General features: G+C 42.6%; 23 protein-coding genes. 13 read left to right on the top strand and 10 right to left on the bottom strand.

Going from position 1 to position 22,715, the window contains the following annotated elements:
- The first annotated feature begins 104 nt into the window (after positions 1–104).
- Genes CO686_RS08530 through CO686_RS08520 form a run of 3 tightly spaced genes read left to right on the top strand, consistent with a single transcriptional unit; the run spans position 105 to position 3,226 of the window.
- On the top strand, positions 105–1,478 hold the full coding sequence (locus CO686_RS08530) for a M20 family metallopeptidase (protein ID WP_049550185.1): 1,374 nt from the start codon (positions 105–107) through the stop codon (positions 1,476–1,478).
- Positions 1,471–2,532 carry a methionine ABC transporter ATP-binding protein gene (locus CO686_RS08525; RefSeq protein ID WP_096753723.1) on the top strand — a complete coding sequence of 354 codons (1,062 nt, stop codon included), beginning with the start codon at positions 1,471–1,473 and terminating at the stop codon, positions 2,530–2,532. The genes CO686_RS08530 and CO686_RS08525 overlap by 8 nt, the downstream gene beginning before the upstream one ends.
- Position 2,533: 1 nt before the next feature.
- Positions 2,534–3,226 (top strand): methionine ABC transporter permease, encoded by a 693-nt coding sequence (locus CO686_RS08520; RefSeq protein ID WP_049550187.1) that lies wholly within the window; start codon positions 2,534–2,536, stop codon positions 3,224–3,226.
- Positions 3,227–3,254: 28 nt separating this feature from the next.
- On the opposite strand, the gene CO686_RS08515 is transcribed toward CO686_RS08520, so the two are convergent.
- Entirely contained in the window at positions 3,255–3,824 is a 570-nt protein-coding gene (locus tag CO686_RS08515) for an MptD family putative ECF transporter S component (protein WP_065371513.1), read from the bottom strand.
- A 133-nt stretch (positions 3,825–3,957) separates the two neighbouring features.
- Between CO686_RS08515 and CO686_RS08510 the strand changes: the two genes are divergently transcribed.
- Genes CO686_RS08510 through nrdI form a run of 5 tightly spaced genes read left to right on the top strand, consistent with a single transcriptional unit; the run spans position 3,958 to position 8,607 of the window.
- The gene (locus CO686_RS08510; RefSeq protein ID WP_065371514.1) at positions 3,958–4,572 is read left to right on the top strand and encodes a YesL family protein; all 615 of its coding nucleotides are present in this window, start codon (positions 3,958–3,960) and stop codon (positions 4,570–4,572) included.
- Positions 4,550–6,220, top strand: a complete 1,671-nt coding sequence (locus CO686_RS08505; RefSeq protein ID WP_096753722.1) for a sensor histidine kinase — start codon at positions 4,550–4,552, stop codon at positions 6,218–6,220. Before CO686_RS08510 ends, CO686_RS08505 begins: the two co-directional genes overlap by 23 nt.
- Before the next feature lie 11 nt (positions 6,221–6,231).
- Positions 6,232–7,518, top strand: a complete 1,287-nt coding sequence (locus CO686_RS08500; protein WP_096753721.1) for a response regulator transcription factor — start codon at positions 6,232–6,234, stop codon at positions 7,516–7,518.
- A 59-nt stretch (positions 7,519–7,577) separates the two neighbouring features.
- Positions 7,578–8,111, top strand: a complete 534-nt coding sequence (locus CO686_RS08495; protein ID WP_096753720.1) for an ABC transporter permease — start codon at positions 7,578–7,580, stop codon at positions 8,109–8,111.
- Positions 8,112–8,136: 25 nt separating this feature from the next.
- Positions 8,137–8,607 (top strand): class Ib ribonucleoside-diphosphate reductase assembly flavoprotein NrdI, encoded by a 471-nt coding sequence (gene nrdI / locus CO686_RS08490; RefSeq protein WP_000724244.1) that lies wholly within the window; start codon positions 8,137–8,139, stop codon positions 8,605–8,607.
- A gap of 81 nt (positions 8,608–8,688) precedes the next feature.
- Here the strand turns inward: nrdI and CO686_RS08485 are convergent, their stop codons facing one another.
- The 3 genes from CO686_RS08485 to argS form a co-directional block, all read right to left on the bottom strand.
- The gene (locus tag CO686_RS08485; protein WP_000084706.1) at positions 8,689–9,951 is read right to left on the bottom strand and encodes an NRAMP family divalent metal transporter; all 1,263 of its coding nucleotides are present in this window, start codon (positions 9,949–9,951) and stop codon (positions 8,689–8,691) included.
- Positions 9,952–10,148: 197 nt separating this feature from the next.
- Positions 10,149–10,394 (bottom strand): hypothetical protein, encoded by a 246-nt coding sequence (locus tag CO686_RS08480; protein WP_000084865.1) that lies wholly within the window; start codon positions 10,392–10,394, stop codon positions 10,149–10,151.
- 254 nt (positions 10,395–10,648) lie between these two features.
- On the bottom strand, positions 10,649–12,340 hold the full coding sequence (gene argS / locus CO686_RS08475) for an arginine--tRNA ligase (RefSeq protein WP_096753719.1): 1,692 nt from the start codon (positions 12,338–12,340) through the stop codon (positions 10,649–10,651).
- Between the two features lie 154 nt (positions 12,341–12,494).
- Here argS and argR point away from each other — a divergent pair, with 154 nt between their 5' ends.
- Both argR and mutS read left to right on the top strand, forming a co-directional pair.
- The gene (argR, locus tag CO686_RS08470) at positions 12,495–12,941 is read left to right on the top strand and encodes an arginine repressor (protein ID WP_049500062.1); all 447 of its coding nucleotides are present in this window, start codon (positions 12,495–12,497) and stop codon (positions 12,939–12,941) included.
- A 50-nt stretch (positions 12,942–12,991) separates the two neighbouring features.
- Positions 12,992–15,526 (top strand): DNA mismatch repair protein MutS, encoded by a 2,535-nt coding sequence (gene mutS / locus CO686_RS08465; RefSeq protein ID WP_049500060.1) that lies wholly within the window; start codon positions 12,992–12,994, stop codon positions 15,524–15,526.
- Between the two features lie 41 nt (positions 15,527–15,567).
- On the opposite strand, the gene CO686_RS08460 is transcribed toward mutS, so the two are convergent.
- A complete protein-coding gene (locus CO686_RS08460) occupies positions 15,568–16,026 on the bottom strand; it encodes a DUF3021 domain-containing protein (protein ID WP_049500057.1) in 459 nt (152 codons plus the stop codon).
- Complete coding sequence (locus tag CO686_RS08455; RefSeq protein WP_049550191.1) at positions 16,023–16,463, bottom strand: LytTR family DNA-binding domain-containing protein; 441 nt, start codon at positions 16,461–16,463, stop codon at positions 16,023–16,025. Before CO686_RS08455 ends, CO686_RS08460 begins: the two co-directional genes overlap by 4 nt.
- Before the next feature lie 313 nt (positions 16,464–16,776).
- Between CO686_RS08455 and mutL the strand changes: the two genes are divergently transcribed.
- Positions 16,777–18,726 (top strand): DNA mismatch repair endonuclease MutL, encoded by a 1,950-nt coding sequence (mutL, locus tag CO686_RS08450; protein ID WP_096753718.1) that lies wholly within the window; start codon positions 16,777–16,779, stop codon positions 18,724–18,726.
- Between the two features lie 152 nt (positions 18,727–18,878).
- Here mutL and CO686_RS08445 read toward each other — a convergent pair whose 3' ends face one another.
- A complete protein-coding gene (locus CO686_RS08445; RefSeq protein ID WP_049500311.1) occupies positions 18,879–19,376 on the bottom strand; it encodes a helix-turn-helix domain-containing protein in 498 nt (165 codons plus the stop codon).
- Between the two features lie 159 nt (positions 19,377–19,535).
- Here CO686_RS08445 and ruvA point away from each other — a divergent pair, with 159 nt between their 5' ends.
- Together ruvA and CO686_RS08435 are read left to right on the top strand one after the other, a co-directional pair.
- On the top strand, positions 19,536–20,129 hold the full coding sequence (ruvA, locus tag CO686_RS08440) for a Holliday junction branch migration protein RuvA (protein ID WP_000273410.1): 594 nt from the start codon (positions 19,536–19,538) through the stop codon (positions 20,127–20,129).
- Positions 20,130–20,138: 9 nt separating this feature from the next.
- Complete coding sequence (locus tag CO686_RS08435) at positions 20,139–20,702, top strand: DNA-3-methyladenine glycosylase I (RefSeq protein WP_001126057.1); 564 nt, start codon at positions 20,139–20,141, stop codon at positions 20,700–20,702.
- An 83-nt stretch (positions 20,703–20,785) separates the two neighbouring features.
- Here the strand turns inward: CO686_RS08435 and CO686_RS08430 are convergent, their stop codons facing one another.
- The 3 genes from CO686_RS08430 to CO686_RS08420 form a co-directional block, all read right to left on the bottom strand.
- Complete coding sequence (locus CO686_RS08430) at positions 20,786–21,049, bottom strand: SemiSWEET family transporter (protein WP_000166112.1); 264 nt, start codon at positions 21,047–21,049, stop codon at positions 20,786–20,788.
- A 105-nt stretch (positions 21,050–21,154) separates the two neighbouring features.
- Positions 21,155–22,189, bottom strand: coding sequence for a S66 family peptidase (locus tag CO686_RS08425; protein WP_049500307.1), 1,035 nt, complete (start codon positions 22,187–22,189; stop codon positions 21,155–21,157).
- A gap of 168 nt (positions 22,190–22,357) precedes the next feature.
- Positions 22,358–22,705, bottom strand: coding sequence for a TfoX/Sxy family protein (locus CO686_RS08420; RefSeq protein WP_000331822.1), 348 nt, complete (start codon positions 22,703–22,705; stop codon positions 22,358–22,360).
- Between the last annotated feature and the right edge of the window lie 10 nt (positions 22,706–22,715).

Here is a 22,715-nt window from a genome sequence, read left to right as displayed (position 1 = left end):
GTGGGAGAGAGTTTCCACCTCTTGCTTTTGTATAGAGAGTTGATTTTAAAGAGGCACTTGTGGTCGTTCTGAAGACACAAGTAGGTAGTAGAAAGAGAGAGAAAATGGTTTTTCCTAGTGAACAAGAGCAGATTGAAAAATTTGAGAAGGATCATGTGGCCCAACATTATTTTGAAGTCTTGCGCACCTTAATTTCCAAGAAATCAGTTTTTGCCCAGCAGGTTGGACTCAAGGAAGTTGCAAACTATCTGGGTGAGATTTTCAAGCGTGTAGGGGCTGAAGTGGAGATTGATGAGACTTATACGGCTCCCTTTGTCATGGCGCATTTCAAGAGTTCGCGTCCGGATGCCAAGACCTTGATCTTCTATAATCACTATGACACCGTGCCAGCAGATGGCGACCAGGTGTGGACAGAGAATCCTTTTACCCTTTCTGTGCGAAATGGCTTTATGTATGGGCGTGGGGTTGACGACGACAAAGGCCACATCACAGCTCGTTTGAGTGCTTTGAGAAAGTATATGCAGCACCACGATGACCTGCCTGTCAATATCAGCTTTATCATGGAAGGAGCAGAGGAGTCTGCTTCCATGGATCTAGATAAGTATTTAGAGAAACACGCAGACAAACTTCGTGGGGCGGACTTGCTAGTCTGGGAACAAGGAACCAAGAACGCCTTGGAACAGCTGGAAATCTCTGGCGGAAACAAGGGAATTGTAACCTTTGATGCTAAGGTGAAAAGTGCGGATGTGGATATCCACTCGAGTTATGGTGGTGTCGTGGAGTCAGCTCCATGGTATCTTATCCAGGCTCTAAGTAGTCTACGTGCAGCAGATGGACGTATCTTGGTAGAAGGCTTGTACGAGGATGTTCAAGGGCCAAATGAACGAGAACTAGCCTTGGTAGATACCTATGCCCAACGCAATCCAGAGGAAATCAGTCGCATTTATGGCTTGGAATTGCCTCTCTTACAAAAGGATCGTGTAGCCTTCCTAAAACGTTTCTTTTTCGAGCCAGCCCTTAATATCGAAGGGATTCAGTCAGGTTATCAAGGTCAAGGGGTGAAAACGATTTTGCCAGCAGAAGCCAGTGCCAAGTTAGAAGTTCGTTTGGTTCCTGGCTTAGAACCGCATGATGTTCTGGAAAAAATTCGGAAACAGCTAGACAAAAATGGCTTTGATAAGGTAGAATTATACTATACCTTGGGAGAGATGAGCTATCGAAGCGATATGAGCGCGCCAGCCATTCTTAATGTGATCGAGTTGGCCAAGAAATTCTATCCACAGGGCGTTTCAGTCTTGCCGACAACAGCGGGGACAGGACCTATGCATACGGTCTTTGATGCCTTAGAGGTACCCATGGTGGCCTTCGGTCTAGGAAATGCCAATAGCCGAGACCATGGTGGAGATGAAAACGTGCGAATCGCCGATTACTACACCCATATTGAATTAGTAGAGGAGCTGATTAGAAGCTATGAGTAGAGATATTATCAAGTTAGATCAGATCGATGTGACTTTTCACCAAAAGAAGAGAACCATCACAGCGGTCAAGGATGTGACCATTCACATCCAAGAAGGGGATATCTACGGAATTGTTGGATATTCTGGAGCAGGGAAATCAACCCTTGTACGGGTGATTAACCTCTTGCAAAAACCATCCGCAGGGAAAATTACCATTGACGACGATGTGATTTTTGATGGTAAGGTGACCTTGACGGCAGAGCAGTTGCGTCGCAAACGTCAAGATATCGGGATGATTTTCCAGCATTTTAACCTCATGAGTCAAAAGACAGCAGAGGAAAATGTAGCCTTTGCCCTCAAACACTCTGGATTCAGCAAGGAAGAAAAGAAGGCAAAAGTAGCTAAGTTGTTGGACTTGGTTGGCTTGGCGGATCGTGCTGAAAACTACCCTTCACAACTATCTGGAGGGCAAAAACAGCGTGTGGCTATTGCGCGTGCCTTGGCCAATGATCCAAAAATCTTGATTTCAGATGAGTCAACGTCTGCCCTTGACCCTAAAACAACCAAGCAAATTTTGGCCTTGTTGCAAGATTTGAACCAAAAATTAGGCTTGACGGTTGTCTTGATTACGCATGAAATGCAGATTGTCAAAGACATTGCCAACCGTGTGGCGGTTATGCAGGATGGGCGTTTGATTGAAGAGGGCAGTGTCCTTGAAATCTTCTCAGACCCTAAACAACCTTTGACACAGGACTTTATCTCAACAGCCACAGGTATTGACGAAGCCATGGTTAAGATTGAGAAGCAAGAAATCGTAGAACATTTATCTGAGAACAGTATCTTAGTGCAACTCAAGTATGCAGGGGCTTCGACAGACGAACCACTTTTGAATGAATTGTACAAACATTACCAAGTAACGGCCAATATCCTCTATGGAAATATCGAAATTCTTGATGGTACTCCCGTTGGAGAATTGGTGGTGGTCTTGTCAGGTGAAAAAGCAGCACTAGCAGGTGCTCAAGATGCCATCCGTCAGGCTGGTGTGCAGTTAAAAGTATTGAAGGGAGGACAGTAAAATGACAGAGTTGATTCAAACTTATCTACCAAATGTCTACAAGATGGGCTGGTCTGGTCAGGCAGGCTGGGGAACAGCCATTTACCTAACTCTTTATATGACAGTTCTTTCTTTCATCATCGGAGGGTTCTTGGGGTTGGTAGCAGGTCTTTTCCTCGTTTTGACAGCGCCAGGCGGTGTCTTGGAAAATAAGGTTATCTTCTGGATTTTGGATAAGATTACCTCTATTTTCCGTGCGGTTCCTTTCATCATCCTCTTGGCAATCATGTCGCCACTCTCTCACTTGATTGTGAAGACGAGCATCGGACCAAATGCAGCCCTTGTGCCACTTTCATTTGCAGTCTTTGCCTTCTTTGCCCGTCAGGTGCAGGTGGTCTTGGCTGAACTGGATGGTGGTGTTATTGAGGCGGCTCAAGCGAGCGGAGCGACCTTCTGGGATATCGTGGGTGTTTACCTATCAGAAGGTCTTCCAGATTTGATTCGTGTGACGACAGTGACCTTGATTTCCCTTGTTGGGGAAACGGCTATGGCGGGAGCAGTTGGTGCTGGTGGTATCGGTAACGTAGCCATCGCTTATGGATTTAACCGTTACAATCACGATGTGACCATCTTGGCAACCATCATTATCATTTTGATTATCTTTACAATCCAGTTCTTGGGAGATTTCTTGACCAAGAAACTAAGTCATAAATAAAAAGAGCCGAAGGGCTCTTTTTAAGTGATTAGATCTTGTGTGTAAGCTTTTTACTAATGGTTTGCCCAACCACAGCACCAATCAAGGCACAAAGGAGAATGCTTGAAACAAAGAGAAGGATTTTGTCCAACTCTGGAGCGACCATGATACGGTCAATGTATTCTTGGGATTTCCCACGCGCAAGTAAGGTGGCCACGTAAGCTTTGGGACGGATCCACATGAGGAAGATAGGGCCACTTGTGCTAAAAGCAAAGACGAGGAAGGAGAGAGTGTTTTTGATTCGATCTCTGTAGTTGCCGAGACGAGCGATAGCATCTGCTGCAAGACCACAGGCGAGTCCTGGGAGAAAGGCACCAGCGCCATGCTTGCTAGCTAGGAAAAAAAGTGCCATAAAAAGTCCTAGAGTGGTAATGGCACCAAAACGAGGAACTTTTACCAGAAGAAACATGTAGACGCTACCCCCAACAAGGGCTGAAAAAGCCGGAGCATAGAACATATTGCCCGTTGAGTCAACCAAGTGACCAAGTACTACTCCAATCGCTAGACAGAGGAAATAAAGGACGACAGCTAAGAGGGTGGTTAAGATATTTTTCTTCATGAGTTTCTCCTTGATATAAACTAACAAAATCAATTGTATCACGCTTTTTGAGGATTGTAAATGGGAGTTCTATATTTTTGAAAACGTTTGAAATATGATATAATAGTTACATCGTTAGTTTAAGGAGAGTAGCATGGGAAAATTTCTAGAATTCGTCTTTAATCGTATCTTTTTGGGAATGATGGCGACGGCTTATTTCTGGCTATTAACACTAGCAGGAGGAGTGGTCTTTGGTTTGGCACCAGCTAGTGCAACTCTTATGAGTTTGTATGCGGAGCATGGGTATACCTATCGAGCATACCATTTGAAGGAAGCTTGGGAATTGTATAAGAGTAATTTTGTCAAGAGCAACCTGGCTTTCTATAGTTTTGTGTTTGTGGATCTTGTCCTAGTTTATGGTTTGTATCTTCTAGTTCAATTGCCCCATCAGACAATTCTCCACCTCTTGGCGACCTTTCTCAATGTCCTTGTAGTTGCTCTTGTCTTTCTAGCCTATACTGTTTCCTTGAAACTTCAGGTGTACTTTGATTTATCCTACCAAAATACCTTGAAACTGTCCCTTATAGGGATTTTTATGAGCTTACCTGCGATTGCCAAGGTTTTACTCGGATCCGCTCTCCTTGTAGGAGTTGGTTATTATATGCCTGCCTTGCTCTTTTTTGTAGGAATTGGAATGTGGCATTTCTTTATCAGTGATATGTTGGAACCTATTTATGAAAGTATCCATGAAAAATTGGCGACAAAATAGAATGAAGCAGTTTTGGCTTCACTCTCTTTTACGGATTTATAGTTTGGTTATGATCGTGGTCATTGCCAGTTTTGCGATTATGCTATCGTATGCTGACTGGGATTCACGTGAGAAAGAAGCCCAACGGGTTGCAGAACGTGTGACCACTCGGACAGTGAGTGAAGTGGAATATTATCACAGAGAGTCAACCCGACTTGCTCAGTCTTTGGTTGAAAATCAGGCCCGCATCGAAGGAATTTACAAGTATTTTAGTCTCAGCACACCAGACTATTTCTATTGGCAATTAGAGCGTAAAACTTCGCCTTATATCTCTGTTTCTCTGTATGAAAATATTGATGATCTCTATGTTCGGAATGATTTTGTGACTGGAGTGGCTATTGTTCTTCAGGACTACAAGGAAGTCTATGTTTCGACTAGAGAAAAACACAGTGGAGAGAAAATTCCTGCGGAGGATTTTAAGCCAACAGCCAATAGTTTTGCCATTCCTGTTTCCGATCCTGTGTCTGACAAGGATTTAGGAGTGATATACATCTCCCTATCCCCGGATGTTTTACATGGCGCTATTGACAATACAAGGGGTCATATCCCAATGGCTGTAACAGTAACTTCGCCTTTTGAGACCGAGATGTTCCATATTGGGGAGAAGGTCTCAGCCGAGCGAGAAAACTGGTTTGTAGGTGTCACCTCTCATGGTTATCAGGTTCGAGTTGCTGTTCCTAAAAATTTTGTTCTTACAGGAACTTTGACGAGTTCAGCTGTCATTATTGGGCTAAGTATTCTCTTTATCATCATTTTGTACGTGACCCTTAGACAGACTTTTTCAAATTACCAAAAGCAGGTCGTAGACCTAGTAGATTCGATCGAGGTGATTGCTCAAGGAGAAGAAGGCCTTCGCATCGATACCTCTGAAAAAGACCAAGAGTTGCTTCTCATTGCAGAAACAACCAATAATATGTTGGATCGCCTGGAAAAAAATATTCACGATATCTATCAGCTAGAGCTCAGTCAAAAAGATGCCAATATGCGAGCCCTGCAGGCTCAAATCAATCCTCACTTTATGTACAATACTCTGGAGTTTTTACGGATGTATGCCGTCATGCAAAGTCAGGATGAACTGGCAGATATTATCTATGAATTTAGTAGCTTGTTACGCAACAATATCTCCGACGAGCGGGAAACGACGTTAAAGCAAGAGTTGGAATTTTGCCGAAAATATAGCTATCTCTGTATGGTGCGTTATCCTAAATCCATTGCCTATGGTTTCAAGATTGCACCAGAATTGGAAGAAATGAGGATTCCAAAATTTACACTCCAACCATTAGTAGAAAACTACTTTGCCCATGGTGTTGACCATCGCAGAACGGATAATGTCATCAGTATCAAAGCCTTGAAGGGCCAAGGCTTCGTTGAAATCTTAGTGGAAGACAATGGTCGAGGAATGCCTGCTGAGAAACTAGCTAGCTTGCAAGAAAAATTAGCTCAGCGAAGTTTTGAACACGAGGCAAGCTATAGTGGGGAGCGACAATCAATTGGAATAGTAAATGTACACGAACGCTTTGTTCTCTACTTTGGGGATCGCTACCAAATCAGTGTAGAGTCAGCTGAGCAAGAAGGTGTTCGTTACCATATCACTATCCAGGATGAATAGAAAGGGTAGAAATGTATAAAGTTTTATTAGTAGACGATGAGTACATGGTGACAGAGGGGCTCAAGCGATTAATCCCCTTTGAAAAATGGGATATGCAAGTCGTCGCAACAGCTAATCACGCAGATGATGCTTTGGACTATATTAAGAAAAATACAGTAGATGTGGTCATTTCCGATGTCAACATGCCAGATAAGACCGGACTTGAGATGATTAGGGAAATGAAAGAGTTACTTCCAGATACCTATTATATCTTGCTGTCTGGTTATCAGGAGTTTGAGTACGTTAAAAAAGCCATGAACCTTAGTGTCGTGGATTATCTGGTCAAGCCAGTAGACAAGGTGGAGTTGGGCAATTTATTAGAAAAGATTGCGCAGCAGCTTCAGGAAAAGGTGGAGAAAAGTCAGACCCTCAGTCAAGAATTGGATGAGACAGGATTTACGAACTACCTGTCAGGTAAAGACAGCTGGTGGATTGGTCTATCCAAGGAAAAGCAGGGTTCTTTTACCATTCCTTACTATGTTTTGGGACAAGACTGGCAGATTTTCATCTCTGATCAACCGCTCGATGGCATCATCGTGACACCATTTGAAGCACCCTACCAGCAGTCCTTTGAGAATTGGAAGATCAACGCTGAAAAAGCCCTCTTCTACGGTTCAGTTAATCTAGAAAAATCCGAGAGTTTGTTTGCTTATTACGAGCCGATTTATCGGGTGATTATCCAAGGGAATATCAATCAAATCATCGAAGAATTAACCCTGCTAGAGAAGGTCGTCTTGGAAAATACCCCGCGCGTGGCCATCACGAAGCAGCTCTTCACTCAGTTTGTCATGGATGTCTTTCATTTGTTTGAACACCTAAAAGCAGATGATATGACCGAGATAGTCAAAGCTATCCATGCCATTAACACCTTTGAAGAATTGGTTGCCTATATCAAAGAAACCTTGACCAAGTTCTTTGGCCAGTACCGCATGAATGAAAATGTGGTGAGCGTGCTGGAGGTGATTGGGCGTGATTATCAGAAAGAGCTCTCACTTAAGGACATCAGCAAGGATCTCTTTATCAATCCTGTCTATCTCGGTCAGTTGATTAAGAGGGAAACCAACTCGACTTTTGCGGAATTGCTCAATAAACAGCGAATTAAGGCAGCGCAGCAACTCTTACTGTCGACCAGTGATAGCATCGAAGATATTTGCTATGCAGTTGGCTATAGTAATGTTGGATATTTCTACAAGGTTTTCCGTAAATTGTGCGGAAAATCACCGAAAGCTTATCGGAAACAAGTTGAAACCAGCTTGTAAAAGTTGTATTCCTGTACGAAAAATGTTATAATGTCCAAAAGGTTTTATAGGAGGATAATATGAAAAAGAAACCAATTTATCTCTGGATTTTGTTAGTCCTATCAGCACTCATTTCTGCTTTGTCATTATTTGGCATCTTGGGCCCAGTCCCAAGCAAAGAAGCTCTTCGTACTGGCCTATCTAATAGTGGGTCCCTTACTGCTCAGCAAATAGAAGACACGGTTAACTATACCTACCAAGTAACAGCGACATCGCACTCGATTTTTAATGTAGTTTTGATTGTTTTATCTGCTATTTTAGTTGTGGTAGCCTTTGTGTTCTTAGTTCGTAAAAACGTCCAATTTGCCAACTATGCTTATATTGGCTATGTTCTACTAGCGATTGTTGGTTTGGTTTATAGCTATATGAACGTTCAAGATGCGGTTCAATTAATCAAAGATTCTACCCTCGGCCTAGGAATGGGAGCATTAGCACAAGGAACGAACATTTTGTTCATCATTATCAATGTTCTCTTTTTAGCCTTAGTCTTTTACAAGATGTGGCGCCAACAAAAAGATTTGGTCGAAGAAGTTGAAGCAGAAGAAGTTGCCTAAGTATTGACAAAAAATCGAGGTCAACATGAAAAAAATATCCCTAGTGTATATCAGTCTGAGTGGGAATACAGAGAGTTTTGTAACCCGACTCAAGGACTATCTCTTGTCTCAGTATGAGGGAATTGAGGTCCAAAAAATCCATATCAAGGATTTGGTCAAGGAAGGCCAAGAATTCTTTGAAATGGAGCATCCCTATGTCGCTTTCTTGCCGACCTATCTGGAAGGTGGAAATGGTGTCGATAACGGCGATGTTGAGATTCTAACGACTCCAGTGGGCGACTTTATCGCTTATGGAGACAATGCTAGTAAGTGTTTTGGGGTAGTGGGATCTGGTAATCGCAATTTTAACAATCAATACTGCCTAACAGCTAAGCAGTATAGCCAGCGCTTTGGCTTCCCGGTCCTAGCAGACTTTGAAATGCGTGGTATGCTGGGAGATATTAAAAAAGTCGCAGCAATCATTGCAGACTTGTATGAGTTAGAGACAGAAAAATAAAGTAGTACTGAGGGGCAGTTGAGATTTTCAACTGCTTTTCGTGTATGCAAAAAGCACCCCGTAAGGGTGCCATTTTATAAACTATCCTGCTTTCCCTATGGCGAGTGCATAGATAAAGAAAATAGCAAAGCCAAAGAGGAAAATCAATCCTGCGATAGCGAGGAGTTTTAGCCAAGAAGGAAGATTTTTATTCTCACGTGTCACCAAAACATAGTTCAAGAGAGCGAAGAATGGTGTTGTCAGGAAAGAACCGATCATGGCAAAGCGAAGCATGGTGGAAACTTGACCAGCAAAGAATTTAATAATTACGATACCAATGATAGCGGTAATGGTCATCCAGATGTTCAAAGATTTGCGAGAATCCTCTTTTTGACGAATCAAGAGTCGCAGCGATTCCTGATTGACACGAGAGTAGCCATCGATAACGGTGATGACCGTTCCAAAGATACAAAGAAAGGCGATAAAGGTAATCAAATAACGAGACCATTCTCCAAGAACAGAGGCATACATACCCACAAACTGAGAGATGTATTTGGCTGAAGCGGCTTCAACTGCCTGTCCTGTAGGATACTGAATAAGCGCTCCTAGTGCCACGAAGAATACAGCTAGGATAGCAGTTCCAATGTAACCAACGTTAAAGTCGAAAAGAGCGTCCGCTGTATTAAAGTTGACGGTCTTTTTCTTTTCAGCAGACCAGAGTGAATTGATGGCTGAAATTTCAATAGGGGCAGGCATCCATCCTAAGAGGGAAACGATAAAAGGGAGTGCCGCCATTTGCCAAGGTGTCTTCTCGACAAAATCAGAGCTGTATTCAGGATGCTTAATTGCTGCAATGATAACTGCAAGAACTGTTGCAATGGTCAAAGCAGACATGATCCATTTTGCCATACCATCCAATAGTTTATAGCCACCAAAGAGTAGCATGGCCCAAATGACTGCAACAAGGATAAGGGACCATTGAGTGATGCTAAGACCAATCATTGGAAAAGCGCTAGCGATGATGGCTGAGCAAAGGATAGCGACTCCAGCTGTATTGACCATAGCAGAGAAAACATTGAGGACAAAGAAAATCCAGAGATAGAGTTTTCCTTTTTCAGCATAGCCTTCCACCAAGGTTTTGCCAGTGTCGGCAGTATATTCGGCACCAAAACGGAAAAATGGATATTTAAAAACATTGGCCAAGATAACCAAGAGGAGTAGTGACCAACCATAAGAACCACCAGCTTGAGTAGAGGATACAATGTGAGAACCTCCAACGGCAGCAGAAGCCATGAGGATTCCTGGTCCCATTGCCTTTAGTTTGCTTGCCCAGGTTGACTGGTTTGATAACGTAACTTGTGACATAATAAACGCTCCTATTTTTGAATTTTCAGAATAATCTGAATAGATAGCTACTATTCTACAAAAAACTTAAAAGAAATGCAAGAATATTTTGAAAAAATACAGAAAATTACAGAAAACTTTACATGCATTAATGAAATTTCTCCAAGGAGAATATGGTAAGTCTAAAAAATCCGAGAAGAAAGCTTCTCGGATTTTGATTATTTCAATTGATCTGTGACGTCTTTTGAGAGCAACATTCCCAGATGGTAAGTTTTATTGATATGTGCAATGACATCATTGATATTTTCAGTCGTGTGAATTTTCTCTTTGATGTCAGACCTAAATGTCTCGTCCTTCAAGAGTTGCTCTTGGTAGAGTCTTTGAAGTCTTTCCTTCTCGTACTTATTGAGCAGAAAAAGGAAAACCAAGCTAAGTACAACGAGGATATAAGCATATTGGCTCATAAGGAATCTCCCAGTGTGATAAATAGTAAAAGTGAATAAATTGTTTCATTGAAATGCTACAATGCCGAACAAAATATAAATGTTATTTTGCTCAATCGTTCGGATTGCTTTCAAGTAATTTAAAAGATTACGACATGAGCCTAACCAAATCGATATTATTTGGTTAGGTGAATTAGTGAAGCGCCTAGCCAAAGTCCGAATAGGATTTGGCGTTAGTTACTTAGATTGCTCCGCAATCAAGTAACTTTGGCGATTTACATCTTCTCCGGCGCTTCTACTCCGAGCAAACGAAGAGCTTCTTTGAGGACGACTGCGGTTGCGTAGCTGAGGGCCAGACGACTGTCGCGCTCAGGACTTTCATCTAGGATACGTGTATGTGCATAATATTTGTTAAATGCTTGAGCCAAACTAATCGCAAATTTCGCAATGATAGAAGGTTCAAAGTTATCTGCTGCACGATTGATAATACGTGGAAAGTCCTGGAGTAGCTTAATGATTTCCCAGCTTTCAGCATCGTTCAAGCTGTAGTTGCCAGCTGCATCTGGTTTGAAATCGGCTTTGCGCAAGATGGATTGGATACGAGCGTAGGCGTATTGAACGTAAGGTCCAGTTTCTCCTTCAAAGGATACCATAGCTTCAAGGTCGAAGTCATATCCATTTGTACGGTCGGTCTTAAGATCATAGAACTTGATAGCCCCAACTCCAACAGCGTGGGCAACCTGGTCTTTATTTTCTAACTCAGGATTTTTCGCCTCGATTTGGGCCTTGGCACGACTAACAGCCTCAGCGATAGTCGGCTCTAGCAAGATGACATTTCCTTTACGAGTAGAGAGTTTTTTCCCTTCTTTTGTTACCAATCCAAACGGAACATGGACAATGTCTTGGCTCCAATCGTAGCCCATCTCTTGTAGTACTGCCTTGAGTTGTTTGAAGTGGGCAGATTGCTCTTGACCAACAACATAGATGGATTTTGCAAATTGGTATTCGTTTTTACGGTAAAGGGCTGCAGCCAAGTCACGTGTGATATAGAGAGTTGCACCATCAGATTTTTTGATAAGGGCTGGATGTTCAATTCCATATTTCTCAAGATTGACAACTTGGGCTCCCTCTGACTCAACAAGAAGTCCTTTTTCAGCGAGAATGTCTACAACAGCATCCATCTTATCATTGTAAAAGGCTTCCCCGTTGTAGCTATCAAATTCGACTTGCAATTCATTGTAAAGGCGGTTGAATTCCACTAAACTTTCATCACGGAACCATTGCCAGAGAGCGAGGGCTTCCTCATCTCCATTTTCCAGTTTGCGGAACCATTCGCGTGCTTCTTCATCCAAGCTAGGGTCTTTTTCAGCTTCAGCATTGATGCGAACGTAGAGTTTAAGAAGTTCATCGATTGGATGCGCTTTAACAGCTTTCTCATTTCCCCATTTCTTGTAGGCAACGATCAACATTCCAAACTGTTTGCCCCAGTCTCCTAGGTGGTTAACCTTGACCGTTTGATAGCCGATTTTTTGGAAAATATGTGATAAGCTATCTCCGATAACCGTTGAGCGCAAGTGCCCAATAGAGAATGGTTTTGCGATGTTGGGACTAGACATATCAATAACGACATTTTCTTGCTTGCCAATGGTTTGGTCAGCATAGTGCTCTTTCTCAGTAATAACATCCTGTAATACTTGAGCCGAAATAGCAGATTTATCAAGGAAAAAGTTGACGTAAGGTCCAGTAGCAACAACCTTTTCAAAGGCTTGACTATTGATTTTTTCAGCAATATCTGTTGCAATCATTTGAGGAGCTTTACGCTCGACCTTTGCTAGAGAAAAGGCAGGGAAGGCGATGTCTCCCATTTCTGAGTTTTTAGGTGTTTCCAGTAAATTTAAAATAGCCTCTTGGTCCAGACTATCAATGACGCTAGCCAACTCGCTAGCAATCAATTCTTTTGTATTCATAAGGGCTCCTTTTGGGCTTTTTTACTATTTTAACACAATTTACTACATTTTTTGAGAAAGAAAAGAATTTTTTTGAATTATCTATTTTTTTTGGTATAATATAGTTATAAAATAAATGTAAAATTTGTTATAAATATTCGCTTAAGAGGATAATATGAGAAAAAGAGAACGGCATCAGTTGATTAAAAAGATGATCGCTGAAGAAAAACTTGGGACACAAAAAGAGATTCAAGATCGTTTAGAAGCTCGTAATGTTTATGTGACACAAACGACTTTGTCGCGTGATTTGCGTGAAATCGGCTTGACCAAGGTTAAGAAAAATGATATGGTGTATTATGTACTAGCAAATGAGACAGATAAGATTGATTTAGTTGAGTTTTTGTCTCATCATTTAGAAGGTGTTGCAAGAGCAGAGTTCACCTTGGTACTGCATACCAAACTTGGGGAAGCTGCAGTCTTAGCAAACATTGTAGATGCAAACAAGGATGAATGGATTTTAGGAACGGTTGCTGGTGCTAATACCTTATTGGTTATTTGTCGAGACCAGCACGTTGCCAAGCTGATGGAAGATCGTTTGCTAGATTTGATGAAAGATAAATAAGGTCTTGGGAGTTGCTCTCAAGACTTATTTTTAGCAAGGAGAGACGAAAAATGGCAACAGAAAAGCTATCACCCGGCATGCAACAGTATGTGGATATTAAGAAACAATACCCAGATGCTTTTTTGCTTTTTCGAATGGGTGATTTTTACGAGTTGTTCTATGAAGATGCAATTAATGCAGCACAAATTTTAGAAATTTCCTTAACGAGTCGGAATAAAAATGCAGAAAATCCGATACCAATGGCGGGCGTCCCCTATCATTCTGCCCAGCAGTACATCGATGTTCTGATTGAGCAGGGCTATAAAGTTGCCATTGCAGAACAGATGGAAGATCCCAAACAAGCAGTGGGGGTTGTCAAGCGAGAGGTGGTCCAGGTCATCACACCTGGAACGGTCGTTGATAGCAGTAAGTCGGATAGTCAGAATAATTTCTTGGTTTCCTTAGATCGTGATGGCAATCAGTTTGGTCTGGCTTATATGGATTTGGTGACGGGTGATTTCTATGTGACAGGTCTACTAGATTTCACGTTGGTTTGTGGGGAAATTCGCAATCTCAAGGCTCGTGAAGTGGTGCTGGGTTATGACTTGCCTGAGGAAGAAGAACAAATTCTAAGTCGTCAGATGAATCTGGTGATTTCCTATGAGAAAGAAGGTTTTGAGGACATCCATTTATTGGGTTCACGACTGGCAGCTGTGGAGCAAGCGGCAGCTAGTAAGCTACTCCAGTATGTTCACCGAACCCAGATGCGGGAATTGAACCACCTCAAACCAGTTATCCGCTATGAAATCAAAGATTTCTTGCAGATGGATTATGCGACCAAGGCTAGTTTGGATTTGCTTGAGAATGCCCGTTCAGGCAAGAAGCAAGGGAGTCTTTTCTGGCTTTTGGATGAAACCAAAACAGCTATGGGCATGCGGCTCTTGCGTTCTTGGATCCATCGTCCTTTGATTGATAAGGAGCGAATCATCCAACGTCAAGACGTGGTGCAGGTCTTTCTTGACCACTTCTTTGAGCGCAGCGATTTAACGGATAGCCTCAAGGGTGTTTATGACATCGAACGTTTGGCTAGTCGGGTTTCTTTTGGTAAGACCAATCCAAAGGATCTCTTGCAATTGGCGACCACCTTATCTAGTGTACCACGGATTCGAGCGATTTTAGAGGGAATGGAGCAGCCTGCTCTGGCCTACCTCATCGCACAGTTAGATGCCATTCCTGAGTTGGAGAGCTTGATTAGTGCTGCCATTGCTCCTGAAGCTCCTCACGTGATTACGGAAGGTGGCATTATCCGTACGGGATTTGATGAGACCTTAGACAAGTACCGTCGTGTGCTCAGAGAAGGGACTAGCTGGATTGCTGAGATTGAGGCTAAGGAGAGAGAAAACTCTGGCATCAGCACGCTTAAGATTGACTACAATAAAAAAGATGGCTATTATTTCCATGTGACCAATTCGCAACTGGGAAATGTGCCATCCCACTTTTTCCGCAAGGCAACACTGAAAAACTCGGAACGCTTTGGGACAGAGGAGTTAGCCCGTATCGAGGGGGATATGCTGGAGGCGCGTGAGAAGTCAGCCAACCTAGAATATGAAATCTTTATGCGTATCCGTGAGGAAGTCAGCAAGTACATCCAGCGTTTGCAGGCTCTAGCCCAAGGAATTGCAACGGTTGATGTCTTGCAAAGTCTAGCAGTTGTGGCTGAAACTCAGCATTTGATTCGACCAGAGTTTGGGGATGATTCACAAATCAATATCCAGAAAGGGCGCCATGCTGTCGTCGAAAAGGTCATGGGAGCTCAGACCTATATTCCAAATAGTATCCAGATGGCAGAAGATACGAGTATTCAGCTAATTACAGGGCCCAACATGAGTGGGAAGTCAACCTACATGCGCCAGTTAGCCATGACTGCGGTTATGGCCCAGCTGGGCTCGTATGTGCCGGCGGAGAGCGCCCATTTGCCGATCTTTGATGCTATCTTTACCCGTATCGGAGCAGCAGATGACTTGGTTTCAGGTCAATCAACCTTCATGGTAGAGATGATGGAGGCCAACAATGCCATTTCGCATGCGACCAAGAACTCTCTCATTCTCTTCGATGAATTGGGACGGGGAACGGCAACATATGATGGGATGGCTCTTGCCCAGTCCATCATCGAATACATTCATGAACATATCGGAGCCAAAACCCTCTTTGCGACCCACTACCATGAGTTGACCAGTCTGGAGTCCAGCTTGAAAAACTTGGTCAATGTCCATGTGGCGACCTTGGAGCAGGATGGGCAGGTTACCTTCCTTCACAAGATCGAACCAGGACCAGCTGACAAATCCTACGGTATCCACGTTGCTAAGATTGCTGGCTTACCAGCAGAACTTTTATCAAGAGCGGATAAGATATTGACTCAACTGGAGAATCAAGAGACGGAAAGTCCTGCTCCAATGAGAGAAACAAGTGCTGTTACTGAACAGATGTCACTCTTTGATACCCCTGCAGAGCATCCTATCCTAGCAGAATTAGCTAAACTGGATGTTTACAATATGACACCGATGCAGGCTATGAATGTCTTGGTTGAGCTCAAACAAAAGTTATAAAAAAATCCCACTCACATTTTTGTGAGTGGGATTTTTCTCTATTACTTTTTATGGGCCAAAAGTTGATTGATGTGGTCTACTTTTTTAGCTTCTCTTTTATAGAGAATAGCCCAGATGATGAGGTAGACAATCGCAAACTCTGGAATGAGCTGGAGATAGAAGGTCCAGTGGAAGGGGAACCAACCAGCCAGAGTTGCTAGTGGAACAAAGCCAATCAGCATGAGGAAGAAATGGGAAAGTGTGGCACGGAGCAGGCTCCAGTCACGGCTGAATAAGCGGCTGCCAAAGCTAAAGAGAACACCGATAGCTGACCAGATGACCATACAGTAGAGCAAGACTAGAGCACCGTGAACCTGATGTTGAGCCATCGCTTGGCCGATAAGAGACTCGGGACTTAGTGGGGCATAGGTATTTGGTGCATAAATGAGTGAAAAGAGGATAGAGAGGATGAGGCCGATAAGTACACCAGCGGCTGCATCGTGAAAGATTTGTTTTTTCATAGTTCTAATTTCTCCTTGATGGTTTTTAGGTAACGGCGTGAAGAGTAAGTGAAGCTTTCGTTTTTTAAGAAAATTTCAACCAGGCCGTTGGGAGTGAGTTTGAGATGAGAGATGGAATCGATATTGACGATTTCAGATTGGGAAATTTGGATAAAAGTGGTCGGCAGAATGTCAAGAACTTGATAGAGACGCAAATCAATGGTATAGGTCTGAGATGCAGTTTCTGCTAGAACCTTTCGATTCTCTATATAGAAGCGCTGAATCTTACCAATCTTAACTAGATAGACCTGATCATCAATCTTTCCTTTGATTGTTTCTTTTTGGTCAAGATTTTCTGCGAACTCGATGACTTTCTGGACTTTTTCGGTAGGCTGAGGAGTTTGGACAATCAGCTTTTCCTCCTCGTAAGTCTCCTTAATCTGTAGTTCTACTTTCATAAATTTCCCTCCTTTTCAGTTATACAAGGTTAATCTCACTTCTTGTACACCTTTATTAATACTCTTCAAAAATCAAATTCTAACCACGTCAGCGTCGTCTTGCCGTACTAAAGTACTGTCTGCGCCTAGCTTTCTAGTTTGCTCTTTGATTTTTATTGAGTATACCATTATTTTACGACCCATGGCAAGAGCTTTTGTCTATGTGGAGAGATTTGGAGTCTATGTGGTATTTGCTTTTTCTGGTAACATCTGAAATATGGTATAATAGCACTAATCAATTTCTAGGAAAATAGATACAGAAAGGGGCTGAAAGATGTCTCATATTATTGAATTGCCAGAGGTACTGGCAAACCAGATTGCGGCAGGAGAAGTGATTGAACGTCCTGCCAGTGTAGTCAAAGAGCTGGTAGAAAATGCCATTGACGCGGGTTCTAGCCAGATTATCATTGAGATCGAGGAAGCTGGTCTTAAGAAGATTCAAATCACAGATAATGGCCATGGAATTGCCCACGATGAGGTGGAATTGGCTCTCCGTCGTCATGCGACCAGTAAGATAAAAAATCAGGCAGACCTCTTTCGGATTCGGACGCTTGGTTTTCGTGGTGAAGCCCTGCCTTCGATCGCTTCTGTCAGTGTCTTGACTCTGTTGACGGCGGTGGATGGTGCGAGTCATGGGACCAAGCTCGTTGCGCGTGGGGGTGAAGTTGAGGAAGTCATCCCAGCGACTAGTCCTGTGGGAACCAAAGTTTGTGTGGAGGACCTCTTTTTCAATACACCAGCTCGTCTCAAGTATATGAAGAGTCAGCAGGCAGAGTTATCCCATATCATTGATATTGTCAACCGTCTAGGGTTAGCCCATCCTGAGATTTCTTTTAGCTTGATTAGTGATGGCAAGGAAATGACACGAACAGCTGGAACTGGTCAACTGCGACAAGCCATCGCAGGGATTTATGGTTTGGCGAGTGCCAAGAAGATGATTGAAATTGAGAACTCTGACTTAGATTTTGAAATTACAGGTTTTGTGTCTTTACCTGAATTAACCCGAGCCAACCGTAACTATATCAGCCTCTTCATCAATGACCGTTATATCAAGAACTTCTTGCTCAACCGTGCTATTTTGGATGGTTACGGAAGCAAGCTTATGGTAGGGCGTTTTCCACTGGCTGTCATTCACATCCATATTGACCCCTATCTAGCTGATGTCAATGTGCATCCAACCAAACAAGAAGTGCGGATTTCTAAGGAAAGAGAACTGATGGCGCTGCTTTCAGAAGCTATTTCAAATAGTCTCAAGGAACAAGCCTTGATTCCTGATGCTTTAGAAAATCTTGCCAAGTCGACCGTGCGCAATCGTCAAAAGGTAGAGCAAACTATTCTCCCACTCAAAGAAAATACGCTTTACTATGAAAAAACAGAACTCTCAAAACCTAGTCAAGCTGAGGTGGCTGACCACCAGGTTGAATTAACTGAGGAGGGTAGGGACCTACCCCTGTTTGCTAAAGAAACTTTAGACCAATTGACTAAGCCTGCAAAACTGCATTTTGCAGAGAGAAAGCCTGCTAACTATGACCAATTAGACCATCCGGAGTTAGACTTAGCCAGTCTTGATAAGGCTTATGACAAGCTGGAGAGAGAAGAATCATCCAGCTTCCCAGAGTTGGAGTTTTTCGGACAGATGCACGGGACCTATCTCTTTGCCCAGGGGCGAGATGGACTCTACATCATAGACCAGCACGCGGCTCAGGAACGAGTCAAGTACGAGGAATACCGTGAAAGCATCGGCAATGTTGACCAGAGTCAGCAACAACTCCTAGTGCCCTACATCTTTGAATTCCCAGTGGATGATGCCCTTCGTCTCAGGGAAAGAATGCCTCTTTTAGAGGAAGCGGGCGTCTTTCTAGCAGAGTACGGAGAAAATCAATTCATCCTGCGTGAACATCCTATTTGGATGGCAGAAGAAGAGATTGAGTCAGGTATCTATGAAATGTGCGACATGCTGCTCTTGACCAAGGAAGTTTCGATCAAGAAATACCGAGCAGAGCTAGCCATCATGATGTCCTGCAAGCGGTCTATCAAGGCCAACCATCGTATCGATGACCACTCAGCCAGACAGCTCCTTTATCAGCTTTCTCAATGTGACAACCCCTATAACTGTCCGCATGGACGTCCTGTTTTGGTGCATTTCACCAAGTCGGATATGGAAAAGATGTTCCGACGCATTCAGGAAAATCACACTAGTCTTCGTGAGTTGGGGAAATATTAAGAACACAAAAAGCCATTGTTCCTTTTGAACAAGGCTTTTTAGTTTTTCTAAGATGGGAACTTTGATTGGGTATGGGCAACTTGACACGAGGTTTACACTTGCTTGACAAGACCAGTCCTATAAAAAGTGTTGTGAAAACTGAACTAGGTGATTCAAGGTTTTGTAGAGTCGTCTTTGTTGGAAGGATTCTCAGGACCAATCACCTTATCAAGATAACGTTGTTTGGTTTTGAGAGCCTTGTTGATAGCAACTGCAGACGCAATCAAGAGAACGAAGGTTAGCCAGATCCAAGCAGTGAATTCAGCTGGAAAACTAGAACCAGCCAAAAAGAGATAGATAGCCAGAGCCAAGACGAAAATATAAATCACTTGCCAGAGACCATAGGATTTAGCCTCTTTATAGTATTTGTCCTTGCCTTCTTCCAAGATCACTTGTGAGGCCCCTTTTTCAGAGTTTTCATCCAGTAGTAGATAGTCAGTTGTCACTTGAAAAATCCTGCTTAATTCAATGATTTTTTCGATTTCTGGAAGGACTTGACCAGACTCCCATTTTGAGATGCTTTGCCGAGAAACATTGATTTGTTCTGCTAGCTTTTCCTGGGACCAACCTTTTTCCTTTCTGAGTTCAAATAGTTTTTCTGCGAGTTTCATCATTCTATCCTCCTTTTTCTACCTCTATCCTAACAATTTTTACTTATAATGAGAATACAATCTCCTGTACTATTTGTCAACCAGAGGTTGCACCTTTTGTTGCAGTTTGTCTTAAGGAAATATGGTATACTAGATAGGCAAAATAATGGAGAAAAAACTATGTACGAATATTTAAAAGGAATCATTACCAAAATCACTGCTAAATACATTGTCCTAGAGGCGAATGGTATCGGTTATATCTTGCATGTAGCCAATCCCTATGCTTACTCAGGTCAGGTTAATCAAGAGACCCAAATTTATGTGCACCAAGTTGTCCGTGAGGACGCTCATCTGCTTTATGGTTTTCGCTCAGAAGATGAGAAGAAGCTCTTTCTTAGTCTGATCTCGGTTTCTGGGATTGGTCCGGTATCAGCTCTTGCTATTATCGCTGCCGATGACAATGCTGGCTTGGTTCAGGCGATTGAAACTAAGAATATCACCTACTTGACCAAGTTCCCTAAAATTGGTAAGAAAACAGCCCAACAGATGGTGCTGGACTTGGAAGGCAAGGTAGTCGTGGCTAGTGATGACCTTCCTGCCAAGGTGGCAGTGCAAACCAGCGCTGAAAACCAAGAACTGGAAGAAGCCATGGAAGCCATGTTGGCACTGGGCTACAAGGCAACCGAGCTTAAGAAAATCAAGAAATTCTTTGAAGGAACGACAGATACAGCTGAGAACTATATCAAGTCTGCCCTTAAGATGTTGGTAAAATAGGAGAAGAGTATGCCAAAACGCTGTGGTTGGGTAAAAATGAATAACCCTTTATATGTAGCCTATCATGATGAGGAGTGGGGTCAACCCCTTCATGATGACCAAGCATTGTTTGAGTTATTGTGTATGGAAACCTACCAGTCGGGTCTATCTTGGGAAACGGTGCTAAACAAGCGCCAAGCTTTCAGAGAATCATTTCATGGCTATCAAATTCAGGCGGTCGCGGAAATGACAGATGGAGAGTTGGAAGCCTTGTTAGAGAATCCAGCCATCATCCGAAATCGTGCCAAGCTCTTTGCGACGCGTGCCAACGCCCAAGCATTTTTACAAATCCAGAAAACCTTTGGCTCTTTTGACGCTTATCTCTGGTCCTTTGTTGAGGGAAAAACGATCGTGAATGATGTTCCTGACTATCACCTAGCACCTGCTAAAACAGCCTTGTCTGAAAAATTAGCTAAAGATCTAAAAAAACAAGGTTTCAAGTTCACAGGTCCAGTCGCCGTTTTAGCTTTTCTACAAGCAGCAGGTCTGGTTGACGACCATGAGAATGATTGTGAGTGGAAAAGCGGAAGTTAGTGAGTCCAAGCGTCTAACTATCTGAGAATATAGAAAAAAGCTGAGAAATTCCTCTCAGCTTTTTGATTATATGCTAGTAATTTTTATAGTGCAGTAAGAAATGTCAGTCCACCTAAGACAACGCCGGCTGAGTTTGGAATAATTAGTATCCAATCCTTCTTAGGTTCTTTTGTCCATCCGTAAATAACCCAAATTAAACAAGATACTGCTGCGGATAAAGGCTGAAATGGTTGAGCCTTGTTGCCTTGTAAATTGGCAAAAATTTGTGGGATGTAGGCGATAAATACAATAATCCCGATAAAGGCCCCGATTGAACCGACAATTTGATTTATTTTTTGTTTAGTCATATACACCTCCTTTAAAAAGATATCATAGAAATAAGCAAAATGCAATAAATTCAGACACAAATTGTAACGAAAATCAATACCAAAGCACAAAAATGGAGAAATTGTTTATTTTTTGTTATCGTCAAAGCGAATGACTTGCTCCTGTGCATCTACATAGGCGTGAACGCCAAAGGGAACAATGGCTCTTGGCGTTGCGTGGCCGACATTTAGATTATAGACAATCGGGATATTGTTATCAATGATATCCAATAGTGCTTCCTTATAGTCGTCATAGAAGGTTTCATCCATTGGCTTTCCGACCAAGAGTCCACTGATTACCTCAAATACTCCAGTTTCTTTCAAAGTCTGCAACATTTTTTTGAAATTATCAGGTTCAGGCTTTTCTTCACTTGTTTCCAACAAGAGGATTTTTCCTTTCCAGTCAGATAAGTCAGGAAAAAGTTTGTATTTTTGGCAGAGCTCCGTGCTGTCTGCGTATCGAGAGTTGTCAAAGATATCATAGAGAGATTCAAGGCAACCTCCGAGAATTTCTCCCTCAAACTGGGCATTTCCTTGTAACAAGTCAAAACCTGTATTTACATGACTGACTCGAGCTGTTCCCAGAGCCTTGGGACTAAAATCAGTCCGTTCCTCATACCAAAGGTCGCTAGGGCGGATTTCTGAGATTCTCCCAGTCTCGATCAGTTCTTTAAAGTAGTGGAGGCTATAGGGCAACATTTCTTTGTCTAACTCACAAATGTCCGCTAGAAAGGATTGGCCGTAAAAAGTCTTGATTCCTAGTTTATGCAACATGAGATGGTTCATGGTCGTATCCGAGAAACCGAGAAAAATCTTTGGTTTGATAACCTTTTGTAGTTGGTCATTTTCAAAAAGATAAGGTAGCAAGCGATAGGTATCATCCCCACCGATGGCGCATAGGATCATGTCGATGCTATCGTCCGAAAAGGCCTGCATCAAATCCTCTGCACGCGTCTCGGGATGATCCTTGATAAAGTCCAAGCCCTTTAGCGAATGGGGCAAAAAGATAGGATTGAGTCCCAGATCCTTGAGACGCTGGACACCTAGCTCCACTTCGTGTTTGACAAAGTCTTCTCCAATAATGCCACTAGACAAGCTCACGATACCAATAGTAGAAACCATATCTCATCCTCCTAGAAATTGATTGAGCCTATTTTATCACAAAAGGTGAGAGAAAACTACAATAATGAGACTCAGAAGTGCTATTGAATCTCAAGAAAGCAGGAAAAAAAGCAACCGCCTTTGCAGTTGCTTTTCGTTTTTCTAATCTCTAATCTCACTAGATATGAGTTACTTGGTCAACTCTTGATTATAGGAGAGAGCTAAATCAATCCAGTAAGGAAGTTCTTTTTGACCTTCTATATCTAGGTCTATATAGCCATGATAAGGTCGCCCTCTCATCAATGTAGTATGAGCTCCTGTTCGGGGTAGAACTTGCTTTTCTATTTCTTTGCCAATTCTCACCATAACCAGTTCGTCCTTTCTGGAACTAACTGTAAGGACCATTTTCCCACGAATCATAAAGGCAAGGCCACCAAACAGTTTCTTTTCTTCTAGCTCTTCTTCGAAAATTTGGGGAGGAAGTTTGAGTGCTAGAATTTTTCGAATCTGCTGAGCTAAAGATTGACTATATGCCATAGTTTTTCAC

Source organism: Streptococcus oralis (assembly GCF_002386345.1).
In the GTDB taxonomy this organism is placed as follows: domain Bacteria; phylum Bacillota; class Bacilli; order Lactobacillales; family Streptococcaceae; genus Streptococcus; species Streptococcus oralis_S.
Note: the sequence above shows the minus strand (reverse complement) of the source record. Positions and strands in the feature narration are given on the sequence as shown.

Excerpts from the sequence above, each read along its gene's own strand:
- CO686_RS08455 (WP_049550191.1), bottom strand. The coding sequence starts at position 16,463 with ATGAAAGTAGAACTACAGATTAAGGAGACTTACGAGGAGGAAAAGCTG.
- CO686_RS08515 (WP_065371513.1), bottom strand. The coding sequence starts at position 3,824 with ATGAAGAAAAATATCTTAACCACCCTCTTAGCTGTCGTCCTTTATTTC.
- CO686_RS08480 (WP_000084865.1), bottom strand. The coding sequence starts at position 10,394 with ATGAGCCAATATGCTTATATCCTCGTTGTACTTAGCTTGGTTTTCCTT.
- CO686_RS08495 (WP_096753720.1), top strand. The coding sequence starts at position 7,578 with ATGAAAAAGAAACCAATTTATCTCTGGATTTTGTTAGTCCTATCAGCA.
- CO686_RS08510 (WP_065371514.1), top strand. The coding sequence starts at position 3,958 with ATGGGAAAATTTCTAGAATTCGTCTTTAATCGTATCTTTTTGGGAATG.
- CO686_RS08435 (WP_001126057.1), top strand. The coding sequence starts at position 20,139 with ATGCCAAAACGCTGTGGTTGGGTAAAAATGAATAACCCTTTATATGTA.
- CO686_RS08530 (WP_049550185.1), top strand. The coding sequence starts at position 105 with ATGGTTTTTCCTAGTGAACAAGAGCAGATTGAAAAATTTGAGAAGGAT.
- CO686_RS08445 (WP_049500311.1), bottom strand. The coding sequence starts at position 19,376 with ATGAAACTCGCAGAAAAACTATTTGAACTCAGAAAGGAAAAAGGTTGG.
- CO686_RS08505 (WP_096753722.1), top strand. The coding sequence starts at position 4,550 with ATGAAAAATTGGCGACAAAATAGAATGAAGCAGTTTTGGCTTCACTCT.
- nrdI (WP_000724244.1), top strand. The coding sequence starts at position 8,137 with ATGAAAAAAATATCCCTAGTGTATATCAGTCTGAGTGGGAATACAGAG.
- CO686_RS08525 (WP_096753723.1), top strand. The coding sequence starts at position 1,471 with ATGAGTAGAGATATTATCAAGTTAGATCAGATCGATGTGACTTTTCAC.
- CO686_RS08420 (WP_000331822.1), bottom strand. The coding sequence starts at position 22,705 with ATGGCATATAGTCAATCTTTAGCTCAGCAGATTCGAAAAATTCTAGCA.
- CO686_RS08430 (WP_000166112.1), bottom strand. The coding sequence starts at position 21,049 with ATGACTAAACAAAAAATAAATCAAATTGTCGGTTCAATCGGGGCCTTT.
- CO686_RS08520 (WP_049550187.1), top strand. The coding sequence starts at position 2,534 with ATGACAGAGTTGATTCAAACTTATCTACCAAATGTCTACAAGATGGGC.
- CO686_RS08500 (WP_096753721.1), top strand. The coding sequence starts at position 6,232 with ATGTATAAAGTTTTATTAGTAGACGATGAGTACATGGTGACAGAGGGG.
- CO686_RS08460 (WP_049500057.1), bottom strand. The coding sequence starts at position 16,026 with ATGAAAAAACAAATCTTTCACGATGCAGCCGCTGGTGTACTTATCGGC.
- argR (WP_049500062.1), top strand. The coding sequence starts at position 12,495 with ATGAGAAAAAGAGAACGGCATCAGTTGATTAAAAAGATGATCGCTGAA.
- mutL (WP_096753718.1), top strand. The coding sequence starts at position 16,777 with ATGTCTCATATTATTGAATTGCCAGAGGTACTGGCAAACCAGATTGCG.
- ruvA (WP_000273410.1), top strand. The coding sequence starts at position 19,536 with ATGTACGAATATTTAAAAGGAATCATTACCAAAATCACTGCTAAATAC.
- CO686_RS08425 (WP_049500307.1), bottom strand. The coding sequence starts at position 22,189 with ATGGTTTCTACTATTGGTATCGTGAGCTTGTCTAGTGGCATTATTGGA.
- argS (WP_096753719.1), bottom strand. The coding sequence starts at position 12,340 with ATGAATACAAAAGAATTGATTGCTAGCGAGTTGGCTAGCGTCATTGAT.
- CO686_RS08485 (WP_000084706.1), bottom strand. The coding sequence starts at position 9,951 with ATGTCACAAGTTACGTTATCAAACCAGTCAACCTGGGCAAGCAAACTA.
- mutS (WP_049500060.1), top strand. The coding sequence starts at position 12,992 with ATGGCAACAGAAAAGCTATCACCCGGCATGCAACAGTATGTGGATATT.